Raw genomic sequence first — 22262 nt, 5'->3', positions numbered from 1 at the left:
CGCGGTGGCGGTCCGCGCGGTGCGGGGGGCGGTGCAGGTGGACGCCGACTCCCGCGACGACATCCTGGAGGGCTCCGCCGAGCTGGTCACGGCCATGCTGGAGCGCAACGACCTGGTGGCCGACGACATCATCTCGATCGTCTTCACCGCCACACCCGACCTCACCGCGGAGTTCCCCGCCTACGCGGCGCGGCTGCTCGGGCTCACCGACGTGCCGCTGCTGTCGGCCACCGAGATCGGGGTCCCCGGCTCGCTGCCGCGCACGGTGCGGCTGCTGGCCCACGTCGAGACCGAGCGCACCCGCGCCGAGCTGCGGCACCCCTACCTGCGCGGCGCCGCGGCGCTGCGCCGGGACCTGCCCCAGGACTGAGCGGGGCCGCACGGCATGATGGGGTGCGTTGTGTGTTCGGCCGGTGAAGCGGCGGGAGGGGCCGCTGGCCCGGAAGAGGGGTAGTCAACGGTGACCGGCATGCTGCGCGGGGTCGTGGCGATGGACGGACCGTCCGGCACCGGGAAGTCCACCGTCTCGCGCCGGCTGGCGCGGGAGTCGTCGGCGGCCTACCTGGACACGGGCGCGATGTACCGGGCCGTGACGCTTGCCGTGCTGCGCGCCGGGCTCGACCCGTCGAGCGACGAGGCCGAGAAGGTCGCCGTCTCCGCGGCCGCGGACCTCCGCTCGGTCACCGACCCGTCCGCGCCCGCCGTACTGCTCGCCGGCGAGAACGTCGAGGCCCAGATCCGCGGACCCGAGGTCACCGGCGCGGTGAGCGCGGTGTCGGCGCGGCCCGCCGTGCGCGAGGCGCTGGTGCTGCACCAGCGCCGGCTCATCGACGAGGGCCTCGTCGAGCGCGGCGGCATCGTGGTGGAGGGCCGCGACATCGGCAGCGTCGTGGTCCCGGACGCCCCGCTCAAGGTCTACCTGACCGCGTCGGAGCAGGTCCGGGCCGCGCGCCGGGGCGCCCAGGACCGCAAGGCCGGCCGCTCGGGCGACGTCGAACAGGTGCTGGCCGACGTCCGGCGCCGCGACCAGTTCGACACCACGCGCAAGACCTCGCCGCTGCAGGTCGCCGAGGACGCCACCGTGCTCGACACCGACAACCTGTCGGTCGACGACGTGCTCTACGCCCTCCTGGCGCTGGCTGTCGAGCGGGGACTTCTCCGGTGATCACGGCCACGGGGGCCGATCTCCCTCCCGGATCCTGGCCCCGACTGCACGACCTGGCCCGCTGGATCGGCACCTGGCTGTTCCTGCCGCTCTACCGGCTGCACGTCCACCACCGCGAGCGGATCCCCGCCTGCGGCCCGGTGGTGCTGGTGGCCAACCACAGCGCGTTCGTCGACGGGCCGCTGCTGTTCGGACTACTTCGGCGCCGCGCGGTGTTCCTGGTCAAGCGGGAGATGTTCAGGGGGCCGCTCGGGCTCGTGCTGCCGCGGATCGGCCAGCTCGCGGTGCGCCGCGGCGAACCCGACCGGCGGCCGCTGCTGGCGGCCGTCGGGGTACTGCGCGGCGGGGGGCTCGTCGCGGTGTTCCCCGAGGGCACGCGCGGGTCCGGCGACGTGGCCGCGGCGCAGCACGGCGCGGCCTGGCTGGCGCGCAGCGGCGGGGCGGTGGTGGTCCCGGTGGTGTGCCGGGGCACCCGGCGCCCCGACGGGTCCGCACGACGCTGGCGCCCCCGCGTCGACGTCCTGGTGGGGGAGCCACTGCACGTCCCGGCAGGCGGGGGCCGCACCGGCCTCACCGCCGCCACCGAGACCGTCCGGGCCGCACTGGCCGGGATGGTCCGAGAACTCGATCAGCTACGGAGTACAGCATCATGACTGCAGGACCCGACGACCGCGCGGCGATGGCCGCACTCGGGCTCGACCCCGGCGAGTTCGCGCCCGCGGACCAGGACCTCCTCGACGGGGTCGAGGACGCGGTCCTGACCCCGGCGCCGGTTCTGGCCGTCGTGGGGCGGCCCAACGTGGGCAAGTCCACGCTGGTCAACCGCCTGCTCGGCCGCCGCGAGGCCGTCGTCCAGGACGTCCCCGGCGTCACCCGCGACCGCGTCGCCTACGACGCCCTCTGGAACGGGCGGCGCTTCACGCTGCTCGACACCGGCGGCTGGGAACCCGACGCCCGCGGCCTGCAGGCCGCCGTCGCCGCCCAGGCCGAGCTGGCCATCCGCTCGGCCGACGCCGTGATGCTCGTGGTGGACGCGAGCGTCGGCGCCACCACCACCGACGAGGCCGTCGCGCGGATCCTGCGCAAGGGCGACATCCCGGTGATCCTGGTGGCCACCAAGGTCGACGACGACCGGCTGACCTCCGACATCACCGCGCTGTGGCGCCTCGGCCTCGGCGAGCCCTACGCCGTGTCGGGCCTGCACGGCCGCGGCTCGGGCGACCTGCTCGACGTCATCCTGGAGAAGCTGCCCGAGACCCCCCGCGACGACTTCGGCGCGAACGCCCGCGGCGGACCGCGACGCGTCGCGCTGATCGGCAAGCCGAACGTCGGCAAGTCGAGCCTGCTCAACAAGGTCTCCGGCGAGGTCCGCTCGGTCGTCCACGACGTCGCCGGCACCACCGTCGACCCCGTCGACTCCCTGGTCGAGCTCGACGACGAGGTGTGGCGCTTCGTCGACACCGCGGGGCTGCGCAAGCGCGTCAAGACCGCCAGCGGCATGGAGTACTACGCCAGCCTGCGCACCCAGGCCGCCATCGAGGCCGCCGAGGTGGCTCTCGTGCTGATCGACGCCAGCGAGCCCATCGCCGAGCAGGACCAGCGCGTCATCACGATGGTGCAGGAGGCCGGCCGCGCGCTCGTGCTGGTGTTCAACAAGTGGGACCTCGTCGACGAGGACCGGCGGCTGGCCATGAAGCGCGAGCTGGAACGCGACCTCGTCAGCGTGCGGTGGGCCGAGCGCGTCAACGTCTCGGCGCTCACCGGCCGGTCGGTCACGAAGATCGCCCCCGCGCTGCGCACCGCGCTCGCGTCCTGGGACCGGCGCATCCCCACGGGCCGGCTCAACGGCTGGCTGTCGGACATCGTCGCCTCCACGCCGCCGCCGGTCCGCAGCGGCAAGCAGCCCAAGATCCTCTTCGCGACGCAGGCGGCCACGCGGCCGCCGACGTTCGTGCTGTTCACCAGCGGGTTCCTGGAGGCCGGCTACCGGCGGTTCCTGGAGCGCAAGCTGCGCGAGGAATTCGGGTTCACCGGCTCGCCGGTCCGCATCGCGATCCGGGTGCGGGAGAAGCGCGCGCGGAAGTAACCTCCCGGGCATGCTCCCCGTCCGCGTCGTCCTCGCCGACGACGAGCCACTGCTGCTGGCCGGGCTGCGCACCGTCCTCGAGGCCGGTGGCGCGATCACGGTCGTCGGACAGGCCGAGGACGGCCGGGGGCTGCTCCGCGCCGTCGACGAGCACCGGCCCGACGTCGTGCTCGCCGACGTCCAGATGCCCGGCATGACCGGCCTGGAGGCGCTGCGCGTGCTCTGTGCGCGCCCCGACGCACCGCCGGCGGCCGTGCTCACCACGTTCGACCTCGACGAGTACGTCACCGAGGCGCTCGGCCTCGGTGTGCAGGGTTTCCTGCTCAAGGACGCCGACCCCGAGGTGCTGGTGCGCGCCGTGCGCGACCTCGCCGCGGGGGGTGCCGTGCTGGACCCCCGGATCACCGCCCGCCTGCTCCCGAAGCTCGCGGCGGGGCCGCCCCCGTCGCCGCCGCGGCTGTCGCTCCGCGAGCAGCAGGTGCTGCGCGGGCTGGCCGCGGGCGAGTCCAACGCGGCGATCGGCTGTCGTCTCGGGCTGGCCGAGGCTACCGTCAAGAAGTACGTGTCGGCGCTGCTCAACAAGGTGGGGGCCGACAACCGGGTGCAGGCCGCGTTGCTGGCGCAGGGGTGGGGTGTCGGGTGAACTGGACCGCAGCGCTGCATCGGGGCGGGGTGGAGCTGGCGGCGGTCGGAATCCCCGTCGGTGCCGTCCTGCTGTCGCACCCCCCGTTCACCTGGTCGCTCACGGCGGGGCTCGTGGCCTGCCTGGTACTGCCGCTGCGCCACCTGTGGCCGCCCCTGGCCGTCCTGGGTGGGCTGTGGGGGCTGGCGGGCGGGCTCGGCTGGCCTGCCGCCGTCGTCTCGCTCTACGCGCTGGGGCGTCGCAACGGGCGGGTGTGGGGCACGCTGCCGTGGCTGGTGCTGCCGGTGGTCGCCGCCGTGACCCCCGTCCTGGTCACCCAGGACCTGAGCTGGCAGCAGATCGTGCTCACCGTCGCCTACGTCGGGATCAACGCCGTCGCGCCCGCGTTCGTAGGCCTCCTGATGGCCACCCGCACCCGGCTGACCGCCAGCCTCCGCGAGCTCGAGCAGGTCCGCGAGGACGCACTCGCGGCCTCCCAGGACGCCGCACGGGCCCAGGAGCGCGCCCGCATCGGCCGGGAGATCCACGACGCCGTCGGCCACCACGCCACCCTCATCGCCGTCGGCGCCGCCGCCCTCGCCGCGTCCACGCAGGAGGAGCCCACCCGCGAGGCGGCCGAACGGATCCGTGGCCTCGCGAAGCGGGCGCTCGCGGAGATGCGGGTGGCCCTGGGCCTCGCCGACGGCGGGGCCGAGCAGCGTGCCGGGCTCGCCGAGATGGCCGCGCTGGTCGCCGGCGCCCAGGCCGCCGGCGTGGACGTGGAGATCACCCACCACGGCGCCCGCACCGAGGTCGCTCCGGGCGTCGGGCGGGCCGTCTACCGGGTGGTGCAGGAGTCGCTCACGAACGCCGTGCGCCACGCCGCGGGCGCGTCCGTGCGCGTCGACCTGACCTGGCACCCCGACGAGCTGTACGTCCAGGTGGTCAACGCCGCCCCGGCCCGCCGCCGCCGCGTCGCCTTCGCCGCCGGTGGTGCGGGCCTCAGCGGCCTGGTCGAGCGCGTCACGTCGGTGGGGGGCGAGCTGTCGGCCGGCACGTCCGCGGGAGGCGGGTTCGCCGTCCGCGCCACGTTCCCGCTGGTGGCGGCGGCGCCCCCGATCCCGGCCCAGGCCTCGGTTTAAGTTACTGACGGGTACCCCCCAAAGTCGCCCACGTCGGGCGACCATCGGCGGTGGTGGGGAGGTGTCGGTCGGCCGACACTGACGGGGTCGCAGCCGACGGGCAACCGGCGGCGGGCAGTGGGTGCGGCTACCAGCCGTTTTGGGGGAGCCATGACCGGCCGAACGGCCTCAGATCGCTGTGTTGTAGGGTTGTGAGGCCTCCTCGGGGGCGGCCGGGACGTGGCGCAGCTTGGTAGCGCACTTGACTGGGGGTCAAGGGGTCGCAGGTTCAAATCCTGTCGTCCCGACGGCCGGAACGGGCGGTTCCTCTCGACGGGGGAACCGCCCATTTCATGTTCTGACCTGCAGCAATCGTCGGTTACAGAGACCCGCTGTCGATCTCGACGTGATCTTCGTGTGGATCATTAAAGACGCCCACGCACGCGCAACTGGAGCAAATCTGGAGCACGGCGTCGGAGCCGACGAAACGGGGTCACAGTCTGCTCCAGGTTTCGGGGCCTGTTGGCGATGGTTGACGACCGTTCGGCGCGTTTGGCGGAGGATGGTCCAGCGTGATCGTCGCCCGCCGATGATCAGCTCGGTGGGTCAAGGGGTCGGCATGACCGACTGGTTCCCGTCCGCGACGTTCCAGTTTTCGTCTCTGCACCGGCCTGTGCCGACGACGCGGTACCCGGTCCAGGCCCCAGGCAGTTGGCGGCGTGCCCGACGTCGGCGTCTGGGCCGTCGTCGGTGCGTATGTGGCGGATGGCGATCGGCCACGTCGGCATCGGGATTCGCCGGTGGCGGCGGCCTCACACGCTCACTCGGCGTGCGTGCTGAAGCAGCCCCCGGCGGTGCCCCCGGCAGGACACCACGCAGATGGGAACCGGCCAGCTGGTCGGCGGTGTTGTTTGTTTCTAACATCGGCCCACCACACTAGAAGACTTGGGCCGACGAAGTCGGTGTGATCGAGTCAAGTTCGTGTTCATGCGGCAAGTTGGGTCTCCTGGGTGAGTTGGTCGAGGGCGCGCTGGTAGTTGCGGGCGGCGGTGCGCAGCACCGTCGGTCGTGGTGGGTTGGGGTCGGTGAGCTGGGCCAGGCCGGGCTGCAGGACCCGGGTCTGCAGGTGGGTGATCAGCATGGCGTGGTGTAGCCCGGTGTTGGTGACCCGGTAGCGGTGACTGTGCGGGACGCGGTTGATCAGGCCGTGCGCGCGGAGCCGTCGTAGGTCGTAGCTGACTTGCCCGGTGCTGATCTCCTCGGGTTCTCGGCCCAGTAGCCCGGCGAGCAGGCCGCGCAGGTCACGGTTGAGGAATCCGTTCGGGAGCAGCCGGAACACCAGCAGTGCCTGGAGCAGCCCGTGGGCGCGACGGTCACCCAGGCGGAGCCCGGCGATCCGGGCGCCGTCGTCGGTGATGATCGGGTCGTGCACGGTGTGGAAGGCCTCGGCGGCGCGGATCGGGTTGTGGCTGAGTCGTTGGACGCCGAGCAGGCGCCTGTTGGCGGAGTAGCCGATCTCCCGGAGTTCGGGCAGATGGGTCAGCCGTTTCTTGATCCCGAAGTCGCCGGGGTTGTTGATCGTGGTCTCGGTCCGTAGCGCCCGTCCTTCCTTGTGGTACTGCTTGATCCGGGTGTTCTTGTAGTCGATGTGCACGCTGGGTGTGACCCCGTTGGTGATCACCCGGGTGCGGAACCGTCCCGGAGTCGGCCGCGGACCGCGCCGCACCAACTGCCGGTCGAAGATCAGGCTGACCTGGTCGGGGCGGCCGGCGTCGAGGTTGTCGCGGATGACGTGTTCGAAGAACACCCGCCCCGAGACCGGCCGGTCCAGCACCTGGGTCAGGGAGAACTCGGCTTGCAGCACCGACAGTTCGTAGCGGTAGCCCGCGGCCCGATCGGCGTCGCTGAACGGGCTGGGCAGAATCTGCAGCCACTTGTCGAGCAGCGCCTGGATCTGCGCGGGTCCGAGCCGGTCGCAGACCGCTTGCAGCGCGGCCGGGTCATCGCAGGTGGCGAACCCGTTGTCCAGCGCGGTGTGCCCGATGCCCTCCTTCGCGGCTTGGCGTTTGGCCCACTCGTGGCCGTTGATGCACAGCCGGGCGTTGTAGGGGAAGTAGGAGCAGAACTTGAGGAAGAACGGGCCGAAGTCGCGGTCCACGGCGTAGACGTAGAAGTGGTTGACCACCCCGGTGGCGCGCACGATCCACGGATACGCCCGCCCGTCGTCGCCCCGGCGTTTCTCGGTGCGGAACAGCCCCGTCTTCTCCTGGGCGCGACCGATGAACAACACGCCTTCGTCCTGGTCGAACCGGGCCAGGTGCTCGTGGGCGATGTCGTCCGTACGCTGGCCCTTGACGAAGTCCACCCACGGCACCCGCTGGTCACGGGCGAAACGGTGCATCCCGGCGACGAACCCGTCGGTGATCTTCCCCAAGGGTGCGGTCGAGGCGATCGGGAGATCGAGCTGCCGGTGCACGAACGCGACCAACCCGGCCGCGTACTGCAGGCCGGGCACGTACACGTTGAGATACATCCGGTCGATGCACTCCACCTCGAACACGACATGATCGGTCAGGACATCGGCGGCACTGCGCGGTAGCGTCATCGCGGGCTCCGGTCGGACGGGCGGCCAGTAGGCCAACCAACCGCTCCATGCGGTTCATACACCGGACCGGCACGCCGGTCACGGTCTCCGCGCCGACCGGAACCCGCCCGACCAGGCCGACCACGACACGCCTGGTCGGGCTGGGGCGAAGCCCCGTTAGTTGTACTGACCGGAGAGGTTGGTCAAGCGGGTGATGGGTGGTTTCCTGCCGGTGGCACTGTGGGGCCGGTGCTGGTTGTACTCGTGCAACCAGCCCGGTAGGGCCTTGCGGCGCTGGGATTCACTGAGACAGAGCCGTCGGAAGGCCCATCCTGCGGCCAGGGTGCGGTGGAAACGTTCGATCTTCCCGTTGGTCTGGGGCCGGTAGGGCCGGGTCCGCTTCGGGGTGATCGAGAGCTCCGTGCACGCGTGGCGCCAGGCGTGCGAGCGGTAGGCGCTGCCGTTGTCCGACAGCACCCGTTCCAGGATCACGCCGCGGGCGGCGAACCAGGCCACGGCCCGGCGCAGCACACTGATCGCGGTGGCGGCGGTCTCGTCGTCGTGGACCTCGGCGTAGGCGACCCGGGAGTGGTCGTCGATCACGGTGTGCACGAACGCGGTACCGATCTTCGGGTGGTGGTGGCTGTTGCGGGGCTTGCCCAGGGTTGCGGCCCGGTTGCGCTCGCCCTGCTGGCGGCCGACGTAGCGCCATCCGCCCTGATCAGGGATGTTGCCGAGCTTCTTGACATCGACGTGGATCAACGATCCGGGGTGCGGGTGCTCGTAGCGGCGCACCGGTTCCCCGGTGACCCGGTCGACCTGCTTGAGCCGGCTGATCCCGCAGCGACGCAGCACCCGCCCGACGGTCGAGGCCGCGACCGGGGTCCGTGCGGCGATCTCCAGCGGTCCGAGGCGCTGTTTCCAGCGCAGGTGCACGATCTTGCGCACGACCGGCTGTGGGGTCAGGCGCGGCATCCGGTGCGGGCGGCTGGAGCGATCGACCATGCCGGCCTCGCCCTCGGTCTCGTAGCGGCGCGCCCAGCGGTTCGCCGTCGGCCAGGACACCTGGAACCGTGCCGCCGCGGCGGAGACCGACCAGCCGTCCTCGACGATCAGACGCGCGAGCTTCAATCGGGCCTTCGGGGTCAGCGCCGCGTTAGCGTGGGCCATGGAGGACCTCCCGGTGGTGGTGGGTGCCGTCAGACAGCTCCACAGCACTCCTGAGAGGTCCTCCACCTCAAGATCATTCAGATCGTGTCGTCACACAACCTCAACCAACGTCTCCGGTCAGTACATCTAGCGGGCCAGGGGGCTGTCAGTTCTAACGCGTCATTGACACCCGCGACCAGACTTCAGAACGGGCTCACCAGCAGCAAGGAGCGGCCGGCGTCGTCGCGAGCGCCCACCGATTTTCCTCCGCCACGGGTGGACCGCCAGGTCCATGGCGACTTCAGGGATGACCTGCTGGAATGAAGCTCTGCTCGTGTCAACGGCCAAGTTGCGGTGGCTCTGGCACCTGCGTTCCGCGTAATTCGGCTCGTCTAGAGTCCCGGGTCGGGTGAAGTCCAAGGTCAGGGCGGTGCGGGTGGCCGCTGAACGCAGAATCGCCTAGAGAAACGGCTGTCCGGATACCCGCTGCTAGAAGCCCCTTTCGGGGTGTAAGGTCTAGAGCGATGTTCGTGAAGACGACGACGCGGAAGACCAAGGCCGGCACGGTCCGCTACCTGCACCTGGCCCACAGCGAGTGGGACCCGGTCGCCGGCCGATCGGTCCCGAAGATCCTCTACGGGTTCGGCCGGGAGGACCAGCTCGACCGGGACGCGATCAAGCGGCTGGTCGGGTCGCTGACCCGATTGCTCGATCCGGCCGACGCGCAAGCCGCGGGCGCGGGCTCGGAGCTGACGTTCTGCGAGTCCCGCCCGTTCGGCGGCACGTTCGTCCTCGACGCGCTGTGGCAGCGGCTGGGCATCGACACCGTGCTGCGCGGGCTGGACGCAGGGCCGGGTGGGAAGCCGCGCCGGGGTCGTCCCCGCGACACCGCGGCGACCGAGCGGGTGCTGTTCGGGCTGGTCGCCAACCGAGCACTCGCCCCGTCCTCGAAGCTGGCCGCCGCGGACTGGATCAACCACGACGTGCACATCGACGGCCTCCCGCAGACCTCCGACGACGCCTGCTACCGGGCGATGGACTGGCTCCACGACGTCTGCGAACAGCTCGAAGCCGGGGTGTTCGCGCAGGTCGCGAACCTGCTCAACCTCGAAGTCGACCTGCTGTTCTTCGACACCACCTCCACCTACTTCGAACTCGAAGACCCCGACCAGCCCGTGGCGCGCGACGACCACGGCCGTCCCCTTCCCGACCGCACCGGTGAGAAGGACGGCGCCGGTGAGAAGGACGGGTGTCAGCCGCCGTTGAATACGACGACGTAGCGGGGCGAGGGCGCCGTCGGGCGTGATGATGGCAGGGGTGTGCGGCGCGGCGTGTTGATCTCGTTCGTCGCCGACGACACGGTGACGACGGCAGGTCGACGTCGGGAGGGCTCGGCCCTCCCACGGTGTCCTTGGCCGGGCTGCTGCGGGAGGGCCGAGCGGTGCGCTCGGAGGCGCGGTGGTCACGGTAGAGATCGACCCGGTCGTGGTCGAGCAACGGCTGGGTTCGGGCGAGTTGGTGTGTCCGGGGTGCGCGGGCCGGCTGGCCGGCTGGGGTCGAGCCCGGACCCGGGTCGTGCGCGGCCCGGACGGGCCCAGGACGGTGACCCCGCGCCGGTCGCGGTGTTCCCGGTGCCGGGTGACCCACGTGTTGTTGCCGGTGTTGTTGCTGCTCAGGCGGGCGGACACGGCCGCGGTGATCGGGGCTGCACTGACGGCGCGGGCGGCCGGGCAGGGGCATCGGCTCATCGCCGCCGCGCTGGGACGCCCGGCGGACACGGTCCGGGGCTGGTTGCGGCGCTTCGCCACCCGCGCCGAGCCGGTGCGGGCGGTGTTCACCGGATGGTGTCGGGCGCTGGACCCGGACCCGGTGTTGCCCGGCCCGGCCGGCACGGCCTGGGCCGACGCGCTGGCCGCGATCCACGCGGCGGTCCGGGCGGTGCACGCCCGCTTCGGCGCTTCCGACGACGCTGTCGCCGGCGTGGTCGTGGTGCCGGTCTGGCCGGTCGCCGTGGCGGTGTCGGCGGGCCGGCTGCTGGCCCCCGGATGGCCCGACCCGACAGCCTCAAATTGATCAACACGAGTTGCCCCTGCCGGTGGTGATCACCAGCGGTCATCCTCGCGCTGTCCGCCGAGCACGGCGAGCACGACCAGCGAGGAGAGGTGTCGGTGATGGTGAGACCGGTGGCGGTGGGCGGGGTGCGCCCGGACGAGGCGAGCGGGCGGGCGGAACGGGCGCGGGCGGTGGCGTTGTTCCGCTACCAGCTGATCCGTGAGGCCGCCGACCCGGCGCACTCGACACGTCAGCGCGGCAGGTTGGTCCGGGAGCTGGCCGCCCGCACCCACCTCGACCCGGCCGGGCGACCGGTGCGGGTGTCGCGGGAGACGCTGGACCGCTGGATCCGGGCCTGGCGCACCGGCGGGTTCGACGCCCTGGTGCCGCATCCGCGGCAGTCCTCTCGACGGCTGCCCGCGGAGGTGTTGGACCTGGCGGTGGCGTTGAAGAAGGAGAACCCGGACCGGACCGCGACCCAGGTGCGGCGGATCCTGCGCGCGCAGCTGGGCTGGGCCCCCGGTGAGCGCACGCTGCAGCGCCGCTTCGCCGACCTGGCCGCGGTCGACCCCACCGTGCTGGGCGGGGCGCCGACGCCGGTGTTCGGGCGGTTCGAGGCCGACCGACCCAACGAGCTGTGGACCGGGGACGCCCTGCACGGCCCGCGGATCGGCGGGCGCAAGACCTACCTGTTCGCGTTCATCGACGATCATTCCCGCGCGATCGTCGGGCACCGGTTCGGGTTCGCCGAGGACACCGTCCGCCTCGCGGCGGCGCTGCGCCCCGCGCTGGGCTCCCGCGGGGTCCCGGAAGGGATCTACGTCGACAACGGCTCGGCGTTCGTCGATACCTGGCTGCTGCGGGCCTGCGCGAAGCTCGGGATCCGGCTGGTCCACTCCACCCCGGGCCGCCCGCAGGGCCGGGGGAAGATCGAACGGTTCTTCCGCACTGTCCGCGAACAGTTCCTCGTCGAAATCAGCGCGGAGAACAGCGCGGAGAACACCAGCGCCGCGGGCGGGCGCAACGAGGTCGGGCGGCACGAGGTCGCCGAGCTGGGCGAGTTGAACCGGTTGTTCACCGCCTGGGTCGAGCAGGTCTACCATCGCCGACCCCACTCCGAGACCGACGCGGCACCCCTCGCGCGGTGGTCGGCTGGCGGGCCGTTCCCGCTTCCGACCCCCGCAGCGTTGGCGGAGGCGTTCCTCTGGGCCGAGCAGCGCACGGTCAGCAAGACCGCGCTGGTGTCGTTGCAGGGCAACAGCTATCAGGTCGACCCGGCCCTGGCCGGACGCCGCGTCGAGTTGGTGTTCGACCCGTTCGACCTCACCCGCATCGAGGTCCGTCACGGTGGGACCGCGGTCGGGGCGGCGCTGCCGCACCGGATCACCCGCCACTCCCACGTCAAGGCCCGCCCCGAGACCCCACCCGAGCCGCCGGCGGCGACCGGGATCAACTACGCGCTGCTGCTCGACGACGCCCACCACTCCGAACTCGCTCAACGCGTCAACTACGCCGCCCTCACCAGCACCGACCACGCAGGGGAGCTGCCCGGGCAACTCGACCTCCTCATCGACGTCGACGGCCAGGTCCGCGATGGCGGGACGGACTCGTGATCGACCGTCTGCAAGGGTTCTTCGGGTTCACCCGCACCCCGTTCGGTCGCGACCTCGCCCCCGGGATGCTGCACCGCCACGCCGCCCATGGCGAGGCCGTCGCCCGGATCGGCTGGTGCATCACCGAGCACCGAATCGGGGTGATCACCGGCGAGGTCGGCGCGGGGAAGACCGTCGCCGTCCGCGCCGCCCTGCACGCCCTGGACCCCACCAGACACACCATCATCTACCTGCCCAACCCGACGGTCGGGGTCCGCGGCATCCACCACCAGATCGTCGCCGCCCTCGGCGCCAAGCCGTTGACCCACCACGCCACGCTGGTCCCGCAGACCGTCGACGCGCTCGCGGTCGAGCAGGCCGAACGCGGCCGCACCCCCGTCCTGGTCATCGACGAGGCCCACCTGCTCGACCACGCCCAGCTCGAGTCGATCCGGATGCTGACCAACCACGACATGGACTCCTCGAGCCCGTTCGCATGCCTGCTGGTCGGCCAACCGACGCTGCGGCGGCGGATCAAGCTCGGCGTCCTCGCCGCGCTCGACCAACGGATCGCGCTGCGCTACGCCATGCCCCCGATGACCGCCGAGGAGACCAGTAGCTACCTGAAACACCACCTCGCCCTCGCCGGACGGACAGACCCCCTGTTCTCCGACGACGCCGCCGCGCTGATCCACCAGACCAGCCGTGGCTATCCCCGGGCGGTCAACAACCTCGCCGTCCAAGCGCTTGTCGCGGCGTTCGCCGCGGACAAGGCCATCGTCGACGAGTCCTCCACCCGCACCGCCGTCGCCGAGGTCACCGCCGACTGACACCCCACCCGGCACAACAACGACGACCGCGCCACCTCGACGACCAGGCCCCGTCCGGCACCTCGCCGACGGGGCCTGCTCACATCGACGACATCGTCACCGTCGATGACGCCGCCATCGTCATCCTCAGCGGCGGCCAACAGACGGGCAGGACAACGGGGTCGGGTTCCGGACCTACGGCAAGTCGAAGGACTCCCGCGACGACCTACCCCAGATCGTGATCGGGATGGCCGTGACCCGCGACGGGATCCCGGTTCGGGTGTGGTGCTGGCCCGGCAACACTGCCGACTCGAAGCTGATCCGCCAAGTCAAGGACGACATGCGGGACTGGACGCTGTCGAAGATCGTGTGGGTCGCCGACCGAGGGTTCTCTTCCGAGGCCAACCGTCGCTACCTGCGACAAGGCGATCACGCCTACATCATCGGGGAGAAGCTTCGCTCCGACTCCCCGGAGATCAAGGCCGCCCTGTCGAGGCAGGGCCGCTACACCGAGATCGCCGACAACATGCGGGTCAAGGAGGTGAAGGTGTCCGAGACCGAGCGGTTCGTCATCTGCTACAACCCCGACGGCGCCGAGCGTGACGCCCACATCCGTGCCCAACTCGTCGCCCAACTCGAGGAGCTCATCGCCGGATCAGACAAGCTCCCGGTGATGAAACGCGCTGAGCTACGCGGCCGGATCTCGACCAAGCCCGGCCTGAACCGGTACCTGCGGGTCACTCCCGGCGGGCTGCTGCGCATCGACAAGGCGAAGATCAAGTCCGAGGCGAACCTGGACGGGAAGTACCTGCTGCGCTGCTCGGACCCGCACCTGTCCGCCGCCGACATCGCGCTGGGCTACAAGCAGCTCCTCGAGGTCGAACGCGGCTGGCGGGACATGAAACAGATCCTCGACCTGCGCCCGGTCTATCACCGCCTCGAAGAACGCATCCGCGCCCACATCGTGCTGTGCTGGCTCGCGCTGCTGCTCATTCGCATCATCGAGACCAGCACCGGCGACACCTGGAACAACGTGCGCCGTCACCTCGACCGGCTCCACGCCGGCACCTTCACCGGCCCCACCGGCACGTTCCGCCAGCGCACCGAGCTGTCCAAGCCCCAACGCGACCTGCTCGCCCAGCTCGACATCCCCGCCCCGAAGCAGATCATCGAACTCGCCGCTACAAGCCACTGACCAGCGACAACACCACCACCTAGAGACACGCCTACGACGCGTGTCTCGACCCGTTCCCCCAGGTCAAACCCAAGATCATGGCCTCTAGGTCGACTGAATTACGCGGAACACAGGTGGCACAAGGTCCGTGAATCCGGGGTAGCCGGGTCAGGTGGGGAGCAGGACGCGGCGTCGGAGGAGGTCGAAGTTCGCTCGGCCGTACATCGCTCGTTTGACGGCCTTGAGCCTCGCGACGGCGCCTTCGACTGCGTCGCTGCTCCAGGGAAGGGTCAACCCCGTTGCGCACGGCGTCGTAGTCCTTGAGCAGGCCGGTGGCGAACCCGTGGAGCTGCGGGATCCCGCTGGCCTGGCTTGCGCGATCCAGGTGTCGAGGTGCTGGCCGTGGAGGTGGCGAAGCATCCCGCCGAAGTCGCCGACCAGCTGGTCGAGGACGCGCAGGATCGGGCAGCGGTCGATGATCCGGGTGAGAGCGGCGTGGTCGTGCTTGGTGCGTTCACTGGTGGGGCGGATGATCCACCCGGTGACCTGATGCGGAGTCGGAGGGCTGGTGGGCGTGGCCACGGGGGTGGCGCCGGCACGCCACGCTTGCAGCAGCCGACGCACGGACCGTTCGCTGCCGCGGTAGCCGCGCTCGCGCAGCTCCTGGGTGAGCCGCATGGCGTTGGTGCAGCCCTCTTGCCAGCGTGTGGCCAGGTAGGCGGTGTGTCCGTCGAGGTCACTGCCCCGGCGCGGCATGGTGGTGATCAGTTCCTCGGCGGTGGCGGCGCGGGCGTAGCGCCGCACCGTCTTGGTGTCCAGATTCAGCGCTCTGCTGATCGCGGTGGTCCCGATCCCCTTGTCCGACAAGACGCGGACCTCAGCCCAGCGCAGTCGCGTCAGCTCGGCGCGGCGCCCGGCGACAACATCGGTCGGTTCGCCGTCCGGTGCGGCGGGCTGGGTCGGATCGGGTTGGGCGACGGCGGCTGAAGCGGGCTGATCCTGCAGGCACTTCTGATGCGCACGCACGACGCGTTTGACGGCGTCGGTGAGGTTGCAGAGCAGGTGAAACCGGTCCGCGACCTGGATTGCGTCCGGTGCGCCGACGCGTGCGCCGACGCGTGCGCCTTCGGCATATCCGCTGGCACATGGACAGCTCGTGCTGGTCTGGTTCCGCAACCAAGGCGATGTGGCCCTGGTGGGTGCAGGGTTCAAGGTGTCACGGGCTACCGCCTACCACTATCGCGACGAGTCGTCACCATGCTCGCTGAGCAGGCCCCGGACCTGCACGACGCGCTCACCACCGTCGCCGAGCAGGGGTGGTCGCATGTCGTGCTCGACGGCAGGTCTTCCGCACCGACCGATGCGCCGAAACCTCGACCAGCACGAAGGGCGAACGATCAACGCCTGGTACTCCGGGAAACACCGCGCACCCGGCGGGAACGTGCAAGCCATCATGCGTCCGGACGGGCTGCCGATCTGGGTGTCCGATGTCCTGCCCGGCCACCGCCACGACCTGACCTGCGCTCGCACCACCGGCGTGCTCGGTGCGCTGTACTGGTCGGCGTCACAGCTCGACCTGCCCACCCTCGCCGATTCCGGCTACCACGGCGCCGGCCAGGGCGTGCACACCCGATCAAGCAGCCCGGCAACGGCCAGGTCCTCGCCCCTGGCAACCAGACCTACAACACACTCGCTGCGGTCGGTCCGCTGCCGCGGGGAACGCGGCTTCGCCCTGCTCACCGGCCGCTGGCGAGCACTGCGACGTGTCACCGCCAGCCCCCGCAGGATCGGCGACTACGTCAAAGCCGCGCTCGTCCTCATGCACATCGAACAAGTCCAGCTACGCAATTCTCGTTGAGATCACTTCAGTGACATGGCGCAACATCACCAGCTCGAGACCTGAATAGTTACGGTCCCGCTGATTTGAACGGACAAGTTAATGAACTCGACGTGGTAGGAGGTGGCGGTTTGGTGATCACTGAATCGATATCCATTGCTTTGATCGTCGAATGAGCGGAGTGGGTCGGCATCGTTGACATGGGCTATACTCGGCCCGTGTCAACCGATTCCGCTCGATCGCTGCTGCTTCGTCGAGTGATGCAGACCGCGGCCGAGTTCGGTGCCGCCACCGACGAGGTCGATGCCGCCGCGGCCGCCGCGCTGCAGGTCAACCGCACGGATCTGCGGATCCTCGGCATTGTCGAGGCGGAGCCGGGCACCACGGCCACGGCGGTGGCGAGGGCGGTGAGCCTGAGCCCGGCGGCCACGACGACGGCGATTCAGCGCCTGGTGGCCAGCGGCTACCTCAACCGGGATTCGAGCAACGAGGACCGCCGCCGCGTGGTCCTCTCGCTCACCGGTGCCGCCAGGCGCATCATCAACCAGATCTACGAGCCCCTGGCGGCGGCCGGGCTCAACGAGATCGAGGGATACAGTGAGTGGGAACTCTCCCTGATCGACGACTTCCTCTCGCGCGGTGTGGTGGTGCAGTACAAGCAGGCCAGCCGCATCCGCTCGATGAAGAGGACCTAGCCTCGATCTTTCGTAACGGTCGTACGGTGATCTTCGTTCAGGGTTGTTGATCTTCAGATTGGGTGGGCCCTCGGTGGGCGTGCGTGATCGCCGGCTCAGCGTCTTCTGCCGGTGCTCCGGGTCCTGGGTTGCGCGGGTGTGTGGCGGGGTTCAGGGCACGGGGAGCGCGCAAAGCCGGGCGTGGGCGGTGGTGATCGTGGTGGCCCAGGGCCAGGTCGGGTCGATGTGCAGGATGTGGCGGCGCGCGGTGCGGATAAGCCGCCCGGCGGTGGCGAGGATGCGCAGCCGCATCCTCTTGGGTTCGTAGCCGGCGGCGGTGTCGGGTAGTGCGAGGCGGGCACTCCTCGATGATGAACCGCCACCCGGTGCAGCCCTCGACCGCCAGATCGACCCGCCCACCACCGAGCTCGGCCAGCCAGCCGCGGAACAACTGGCGGTCCGCCGGGCTGATCCGGCCCCGCCGCACCTGACCGGGTGTCGATGTCCACCACATCGAAGGTGATCTGCTTCCGGTGCAGATCCAACCCACCTACGATCGCCATCGGGGACCTCCTCGAGCACCCTCTGGAACCACGGTCCTGGTTCCTCGGGACCGATGCTCTCGTGCCGAGGGGGTCGCCACATGTCACCTTTCGCGTACCGCAGGCCGACGTGTCGCTCACAAGATCAACCTCGATGAAAGCCCGAGGCTAGAGCTCCCGGACTTCGAACACCGCGACCTCGTCGCTAACGGCGGCGAACTCGGCCTCGGTGCCGGTCTCGACCAGGCCGATGCGCACGAAGAACTGCACGCCGTGCGGCACCTCGCGCGGGAACGACGACACAACGCGCTGCCGCTCTTGCTGGTCGGTGACCTCAGTCACCGAGACCGTGGTGGTGGTCCGGCCCTTGGCCAGCTTCCCCTGGCCGGCGGCGCGGACGTTGCGTGCCCAGTCGGACTCCGGCAGGCCCGCGATGATGTAGCGCCCCCCGTCGACGGTGAGGGGGGAGACCGGCGTGGAGCGGAGCGTCCCCGACTTGCGGCCGGGCACGGTGAGCACGTGGATTGTGCCCAGGGGAAAGCCGATCTTCTGGAGGGTCTTCACGACGCTGTTCGCCGGACGGAGCCAGCCGGGCAGTTGCGCTTTCGAGGTCATGGAAACCTATCCGATTCGTGATGGGGTGGTTGCCGCATTGAGCCTACACTAGTTCGAGCATCGAATCAATCACCCAGTCGGAGCGATCGTGCCAGGTTCAAGTAGGAGTGATTTAAATCACATCATCGACGCCATGGCCCCAGCGGGAATCTAGAAGCCCTCTAGACCGCCGCGTGATCGTGGCCGGGTCGAACTCCTGGGCGGTGCTGCTCATCGACCACGTCGGAGTCCGGCGTGGAAAATGTAACGACCAGATGAATGCGACGTTACGGGCGACTGGTGTCCACCGGTCACTATGGGACGGGGGGTCCTCGTGCAGGTTCGAATGTTAGGTCCGTTCGAAGTGGAGTGCTCGGGTCGGATCGTTACGCCGTCGGCGCCGAAACTGCGCCGTGTGCTGGCGCTGCTGGCCCTGAACGCCGGGGCGGTGGTGCGCACCGATCGCATCATCGAGGAACTATGGAACGACAGGCCGCCGACCAGCGCCCTGACCACCCTGCAGACCTACGTCTACCAACTGCGCAAGCTGCTGGTGGACCAGCAGCCGGAGCGCGGGCGTGAGGACGATCGCGGTCCGTTGCAGACCACACCGGGCGGTTACATCCTGCGGCTGCTCCCGGACGACCTCGACGTGGTGCGGTTCGAGCAGCTCGTGGCGCGGGGCCGGACCCTGTTCGACGCCGGCCAGCTCCATGAGGCCTCCACGGTGCTGCGCACGGCACAGCAGGTGTGGCGGGGCCCGGCGCTCGGTGACGTCAACGTCGGCCCGGTGCTGGAGGCGGAGACGCTGCGGCTCGACGAGCTCCGCAGCAGCGCGGCGGAGCGACGCATCGACGCAGACCTGGCGCTCGGCTTCCACCTGGAGCTGGTGGGGGAGCTCACCGGCCTGGTGGCGGCACAGCCGACGCACGAGGGCCTGCAGGCCAAGCTGATGCTCGCGCTGCACCGCTCCGGCCGTCGGTCCGAGGCCCTGCTGGCCTACCAGCGTGCGCGTGCGGCGCTGGCCCGGGAGCTGGGTCTCGAACCGTCCCGCGAGCTGCGGGAGCTGCATAGTGCGGTTCTCGGCTCGGACCGCTCCATCGAGGCCCCCGCGGGCCGCGGGCAGATCTGGCTGGCCGGTGCGCCCAGCGTGCCGAGCCTGCTGCCGCTCGAGGTCGGAACGCTCGTCGGCCGCGCGGAGCCGGCACGTGTCACTGCGTCCCTGCTGTCGCAGGAGCCCCGGGCCGTACCGCCGACCGTGGTGGTCTGCGGCCCGCCCGGCGTCGGCTCGTCCGCGTTCTGCACCCGGGTGGCGCACGAGGTCGCCGACCGTTTCGTCGACGGGCAGATGTTCGCTGCGATGTTGGACGCGAACGGTGGAGCCGTCGATCCGGCCGTCGTGCTCGCGCACTTCCTCACCACCCTGGGCGTGCCCACCCGCGGATCGAGCACTGCCGCGGACCTCGCCGCGACCTGGAGCAGCTGGACGGCCGAGCACGCCGTTCTCGTGGTGCTCGACGACGTCGTCTGCGCCGAGCAGCTGACGCCGCTGTTGCCCGCGGGGAACCGTTGCGCGACGCTGCTCAGCAGCAGGCGGCGTATCGCGGCACCCATGATCACCATGACCGTCGAGCTCACCGCGCTGCCGCACGCCGCGGCGGTGGACCTGTTCACGTCTGTGATCGATCCGGCGCGGGTGGCGGCCGAGCCGCTCGCCGTCCGGGAGCTCGTCGAGCTCTGCGACGGGCTCCCGTTGAGCCTTCGCGCGGCCGCCGCACGGCTGGCGTTGCGGCCCCACTGGTCGGTCACGCACCTGCTGGAGCGCCTGCGCGGGCTCGCCGACCCGCTGATGGGCCTGTCCACCGAGGGGCTCGACCCGGCGAGCAGCAGGCAGCGCACCTACCGGCTGATGCCGCAGCCCGCGCGGCACGCCCTCGACCGCCTCGCCGAGACCCTGAGCGGATCCATCGAGGTGGCCGCGGCCGCCGATGTGCTCGGCCTCGACGAGGAGCGGGCCGAGGCGGTCCTCGAGGAACTCGTCGAGTTCCAGCTGGTCGCCGTGGAGGAACGGGCGTCGGCGAGCCGCTTCCGCTACCGGCTGCGGGGCACAGCCGGGATCGGCCCGGCCGTGCGCAGGGCGGGCGCGGGGGTCCGGGCCGCCGCGGAGTCCCCCGTGGAGTTCCCGGCCGCCTGCATCACCGCCTGACCACGATCCGACGTCCCGACCCGGCGGTCGCCGCCGGCCCGACCCACCGGAGGAAGGCACATGTCCACCGTCGCACCACCGTCGTTCCCGTTCCCCGTCATCGACCCCCTCGACCCGCCGGAGGGCTGCGAGGACCTGCAGGCCTCCACGCCGGTGTCGCGGGTGAGCCTGCCCGGCGGGCATCCCGCCTGGCTCGTGACCCGCCTCGCCGACGTCCGGGCCGTGCTCGCCGACGGCCGCTTCAGCCGCGAGGCGATCACCGCTCCGGACGCACCGCGGGTGCTGCCCATCGCCGCGGGCTCGAAGTCCATCTTCGTGATGGACGCGCCCGAACACACGCGGCTGCGCAGGCTCGTCGCGCAGGCCTTCTCCGTTCGGCGGATGGACGCCCTGCGGCCACGGGTCAAGGAGCTCACGGGCCGCTTGATCGACACGATGGTCGCCGGCGGGGCGCCCGGTGACCTCATGGTCCACCTGGCCCAGCCCCTGCCGATCACCGTCATCTGCGAGCTGCTCGGGGTGCCCTACACCGATGTCGACCGGTTCCGGGCGTGGACCGACCTGATGCTGAGCTTCGGCACCCGGTCCCAGGCCGAGGTGATCGCCGCGCGCGACGCGCTCGCCGCCTACCTGGGCGAGCTGATCGCGGCCAAGCGCGGCCGGGCCGGCGACGACCTGCTGACGGTGCTGGTGGCGGCGCGCGACGAGGGCGACCGCCTCAGCGAGGAGGAGCTGATCGCGTTCGGCTACACCCTCCTCGGGGCCGGCTACCACGCCACGACCGCCGGCATCGCGCACGCGGTGCTGGTGCTGTTGCGTGAACCGGGTCGCTGGCAGCAGCTGCACGAGGAGCCGTCCCTCGTCCCCGCGGCCGTCGAGGAGTTGCTGCGGATGTCGCAGGCCGGGGGTGGGGTGGGCGCGTTGCGCATCGCCGTCGAGGACGTCGAGCTCGGTGGCGTCCTGATCCGGGCCGGGGAGGCGGTGCTGCCGTGGATCAACGCCGCGAACCGCGACCCGGAGGTGTTCGTCCGGCCCGCAGAGTACGACCCGCGCCGCGAACGCAACCCGCACCTGACGTTCGGCCACGGGATCCACCACTGCCTCGGTGCGCAGCTGGGCCGCATCGAGCTCGGTGTCGCGATCGGTGCGCTCACCGCGCGGCTGCCCGGGTTGCGGCTCTCCGGGCCAGGCCGATGATCTGGAGTGGAGCCGCGGGGTGGCCTTCAGCCGGCCCGTGGAGCTGCTCGTCACCTGGTGAGGTCGCCCCGCGCGCCGGGTGGGCACAGCCCACCCGCGCGCGCCCGGCCCGTCAGGACAGCGACGCCGCCAACGAGCGCCTGCGGATCAGCAGCAGGACTCCGTAGGCGGCGACGGCGACGCCCAGGGCGAGGAAGTACGACGGCGCCCCGATGACCGGGACGAGGTTCACGAGCTGGCTGCTCAGGCCCACGCCCAGCGCGCTGAACAGCCACCAGACCCCGATCATCTGACCCGCGTAGCTGGGCGGCGCGACCGCCACGGCGGCGCTGATCCCCACGGCCGACACGATCAGCTCCCCGCAGGCGTGCAGCAGGTAGACCGTCAGCAGCCACAGCGGGGACACCAGTGTGCCGTCGGCCGCGAGGTGGGCGGCCACGGCCATCACCAGGAAGCTCGCGCCGGCCAGCAGGAGCCCGGCCGCGAACTTCGACGCCGTCCCGAACCGCGAGCCGTACCGCCGCCAGCGGGCCGCGAACAGCGGCGCCAGCACCAGGATGAACAGCGGCGTGGCGGACTGCAGCCAGCTCGCGGGCACCGTCAGCCCGCCGATCGTGCGCAGGGTGGACTGGGCGGCGAACAGGTTCAACAGGCCCCCGCCCTGGCCGATCAGCATCCAGAACAGCGCCGAGCCGAACAACACCCACAGGAACGTCCGCATCCTCGTACGGGTCGCCCGCGTCAGATCCGGGCCGCGCAGCAGCCGCAGATAGCAGACCATCGGCACCACCAGGGTGGAGAGGCCAACGGCGGTGATCGCCGCGCGCGGCGACGCGATCCCGGTCGCGACGGCCACGA

At 71.0% G+C, this 22262-nt stretch carries 22 protein-coding genes and 1 tRNA gene; 16 read left to right on the top strand and 7 right to left on the bottom strand.

Going from position 1 to position 22262, the window contains the following annotated elements; translation table 11 throughout:
• Positions 1–4: 4 nt before the first annotated feature.
• From aroH to BGP03_RS32520, 7 genes are all read left to right on the top strand, one after another.
• Positions 5–370, top strand: a complete 366-nt coding sequence (gene aroH, locus BGP03_RS32550; RefSeq protein WP_296377804.1) for a chorismate mutase — start codon at positions 5–7, stop codon at positions 368–370.
• A gap of 99 nt (positions 371–469) precedes the next feature.
• Complete coding sequence (gene cmk, locus BGP03_RS32545) at positions 470–1165, top strand: (d)CMP kinase (RefSeq protein ID WP_296377803.1); 696 nt, start codon at positions 470–472, stop codon at positions 1163–1165.
• Positions 1162–1818 (top strand): lysophospholipid acyltransferase family protein, encoded by a 657-nt coding sequence (locus BGP03_RS32540; protein WP_296377802.1) that lies wholly within the window; start codon positions 1162–1164, stop codon positions 1816–1818. Before cmk ends, BGP03_RS32540 begins: the two co-directional genes overlap by 4 nt.
• Positions 1815–3251: a ribosome biogenesis GTPase Der gene (gene der, locus BGP03_RS32535; RefSeq protein WP_296377801.1), complete on the top strand. Its 1437-nt coding sequence runs from the start codon at positions 1815–1817 to the stop codon at positions 3249–3251. The genes BGP03_RS32540 and der overlap by 4 nt, the downstream gene beginning before the upstream one ends.
• A 10-nt stretch (positions 3252–3261) precedes the next feature.
• Positions 3262–3894, top strand: coding sequence for a response regulator transcription factor (locus tag BGP03_RS32530; RefSeq protein WP_296377800.1), 633 nt, complete (start codon positions 3262–3264; stop codon positions 3892–3894).
• On the top strand, positions 3891–5015 hold the full coding sequence (locus BGP03_RS32525; protein WP_296377799.1) for a histidine kinase: 1125 nt from the start codon (positions 3891–3893) through the stop codon (positions 5013–5015). Before BGP03_RS32530 ends, BGP03_RS32525 begins: the two co-directional genes overlap by 4 nt.
• A gap of 213 nt (positions 5016–5228) precedes the next feature.
• Positions 5229–5302: transfer RNA gene (locus BGP03_RS32520), tRNA-Pro, on the top strand.
• Positions 5303–5979: 677 nt separating this feature from the next.
• On the opposite strand, the gene BGP03_RS32515 is transcribed toward BGP03_RS32520, so the two are convergent.
• Positions 5980–7599, bottom strand: a complete 1620-nt coding sequence (locus BGP03_RS32515; RefSeq protein ID WP_298799460.1) for a hypothetical protein — start codon at positions 7597–7599, stop codon at positions 5980–5982.
• A 156-nt stretch (positions 7600–7755) separates the two neighbouring features.
• Complete coding sequence (locus tag BGP03_RS32510) at positions 7756–8748, bottom strand: IS481 family transposase (protein WP_298799461.1); 993 nt, start codon at positions 8746–8748, stop codon at positions 7756–7758.
• Positions 8749–9251: 503 nt separating this feature from the next.
• Between BGP03_RS32510 and BGP03_RS32505 the strand changes: the two genes are divergently transcribed.
• The 5 genes from BGP03_RS32505 to BGP03_RS32485 all read left to right on the top strand — a co-directional run bounded on the left by BGP03_RS32505 (position 9252) and on the right by BGP03_RS32485 (position 14375).
• Entirely contained in the window at positions 9252–10007 is a 756-nt protein-coding gene (locus tag BGP03_RS32505; protein ID WP_298799462.1) for a hypothetical protein, read from the top strand.
• Between the two features lie 367 nt (positions 10008–10374).
• Positions 10375–10800, top strand: a complete 426-nt coding sequence (locus BGP03_RS32500) for a hypothetical protein (RefSeq protein WP_299738610.1) — start codon at positions 10375–10377, stop codon at positions 10798–10800.
• A gap of 98 nt (positions 10801–10898) precedes the next feature.
• Positions 10899–12392 carry a DDE-type integrase/transposase/recombinase gene (locus tag BGP03_RS32495; RefSeq protein WP_299738607.1) on the top strand — a complete coding sequence of 498 codons (1494 nt, stop codon included), beginning with the start codon at positions 10899–10901 and terminating at the stop codon, positions 12390–12392.
• The gene (locus BGP03_RS32490) at positions 12389–13201 is read left to right on the top strand and encodes an ExeA family protein (RefSeq protein ID WP_299738605.1); all 813 of its coding nucleotides are present in this window, start codon (positions 12389–12391) and stop codon (positions 13199–13201) included. Before BGP03_RS32495 ends, BGP03_RS32490 begins: the two co-directional genes overlap by 4 nt.
• A 226-nt stretch (positions 13202–13427) precedes the next feature.
• Positions 13428–14375, top strand: coding sequence for a transposase (locus BGP03_RS32485; RefSeq protein WP_298798376.1), 948 nt, complete (start codon positions 13428–13430; stop codon positions 14373–14375).
• 147 nt (positions 14376–14522) lie between these two features.
• Here BGP03_RS32485 and BGP03_RS32480 read toward each other — a convergent pair whose 3' ends face one another.
• Positions 14523–15530 carry a hypothetical protein gene (locus BGP03_RS32480; RefSeq protein ID WP_298798378.1) on the bottom strand — a complete coding sequence of 336 codons (1008 nt, stop codon included), beginning with the start codon at positions 15528–15530 and terminating at the stop codon, positions 14523–14525.
• A gap of 184 nt (positions 15531–15714) precedes the next feature.
• On the opposite strand from BGP03_RS32480, the gene BGP03_RS32475 reads away from it, so the two are divergent.
• Positions 15715–16212 carry a transposase family protein gene (locus tag BGP03_RS32475; RefSeq protein WP_298798379.1) on the top strand — a complete coding sequence of 166 codons (498 nt, stop codon included), beginning with the start codon at positions 15715–15717 and terminating at the stop codon, positions 16210–16212.
• 239 nt (positions 16213–16451) lie between these two features.
• Positions 16452–16886, top strand: coding sequence for a winged helix-turn-helix transcriptional regulator (locus BGP03_RS32470; RefSeq protein WP_298798380.1), 435 nt, complete (start codon positions 16452–16454; stop codon positions 16884–16886).
• A gap of 150 nt (positions 16887–17036) precedes the next feature.
• Here the strand turns inward: BGP03_RS32470 and BGP03_RS32465 are convergent, their stop codons facing one another.
• Positions 17037–17177 (bottom strand): hypothetical protein, encoded by a 141-nt coding sequence (locus BGP03_RS32465; RefSeq protein WP_298798404.1) that lies wholly within the window; start codon positions 17175–17177, stop codon positions 17037–17039.
• Positions 17178–17575: 398 nt separating this feature from the next.
• Entirely contained in the window at positions 17576–18022 is a 447-nt protein-coding gene (locus BGP03_RS32460) for a nitroreductase family deazaflavin-dependent oxidoreductase (RefSeq protein ID WP_298798381.1), read from the bottom strand.
• Positions 18023–18317: 295 nt separating this feature from the next.
• Between BGP03_RS32460 and BGP03_RS32455 the strand changes: the two genes are divergently transcribed.
• Both BGP03_RS32455 and BGP03_RS32450 read left to right on the top strand, forming a co-directional pair.
• The gene (locus BGP03_RS32455) at positions 18318–20207 is read left to right on the top strand and encodes an AfsR/SARP family transcriptional regulator (RefSeq protein ID WP_363094907.1); all 1890 of its coding nucleotides are present in this window, start codon (positions 18318–18320) and stop codon (positions 20205–20207) included.
• A gap of 60 nt (positions 20208–20267) precedes the next feature.
• Entirely contained in the window at positions 20268–21404 is a 1137-nt protein-coding gene (locus tag BGP03_RS32450; protein ID WP_298798385.1) for a cytochrome P450, read from the top strand.
• 112 nt (positions 21405–21516) lie between these two features.
• Here BGP03_RS32450 and BGP03_RS32445 read toward each other — a convergent pair whose 3' ends face one another.
• Both BGP03_RS32445 and BGP03_RS36145 read right to left on the bottom strand, forming a co-directional pair.
• Positions 21517–22185 carry an oligopeptide:H+ symporter gene (locus BGP03_RS32445; protein ID WP_363094905.1) on the bottom strand — a complete coding sequence of 223 codons (669 nt, stop codon included), beginning with the start codon at positions 22183–22185 and terminating at the stop codon, positions 21517–21519.
• A partial coding sequence (locus tag BGP03_RS36145) for a hypothetical protein (protein ID WP_363094920.1) occupies positions 22146–22262 on the bottom strand: 117 nt, incomplete at its 5' end. The genes BGP03_RS36145 and BGP03_RS32445, both read right to left, overlap by 40 nt.

The organism is Pseudonocardia sp. 73-21 (assembly GCF_001899645.1).
Taxonomy (GTDB): domain Bacteria; phylum Actinomycetota; class Actinomycetes; order Mycobacteriales; family Pseudonocardiaceae; genus Pseudonocardia.
The sequence above is the reverse complement of the archived record's forward strand: the minus strand, read 5'-3'. Positions and strand labels throughout refer to the sequence as shown.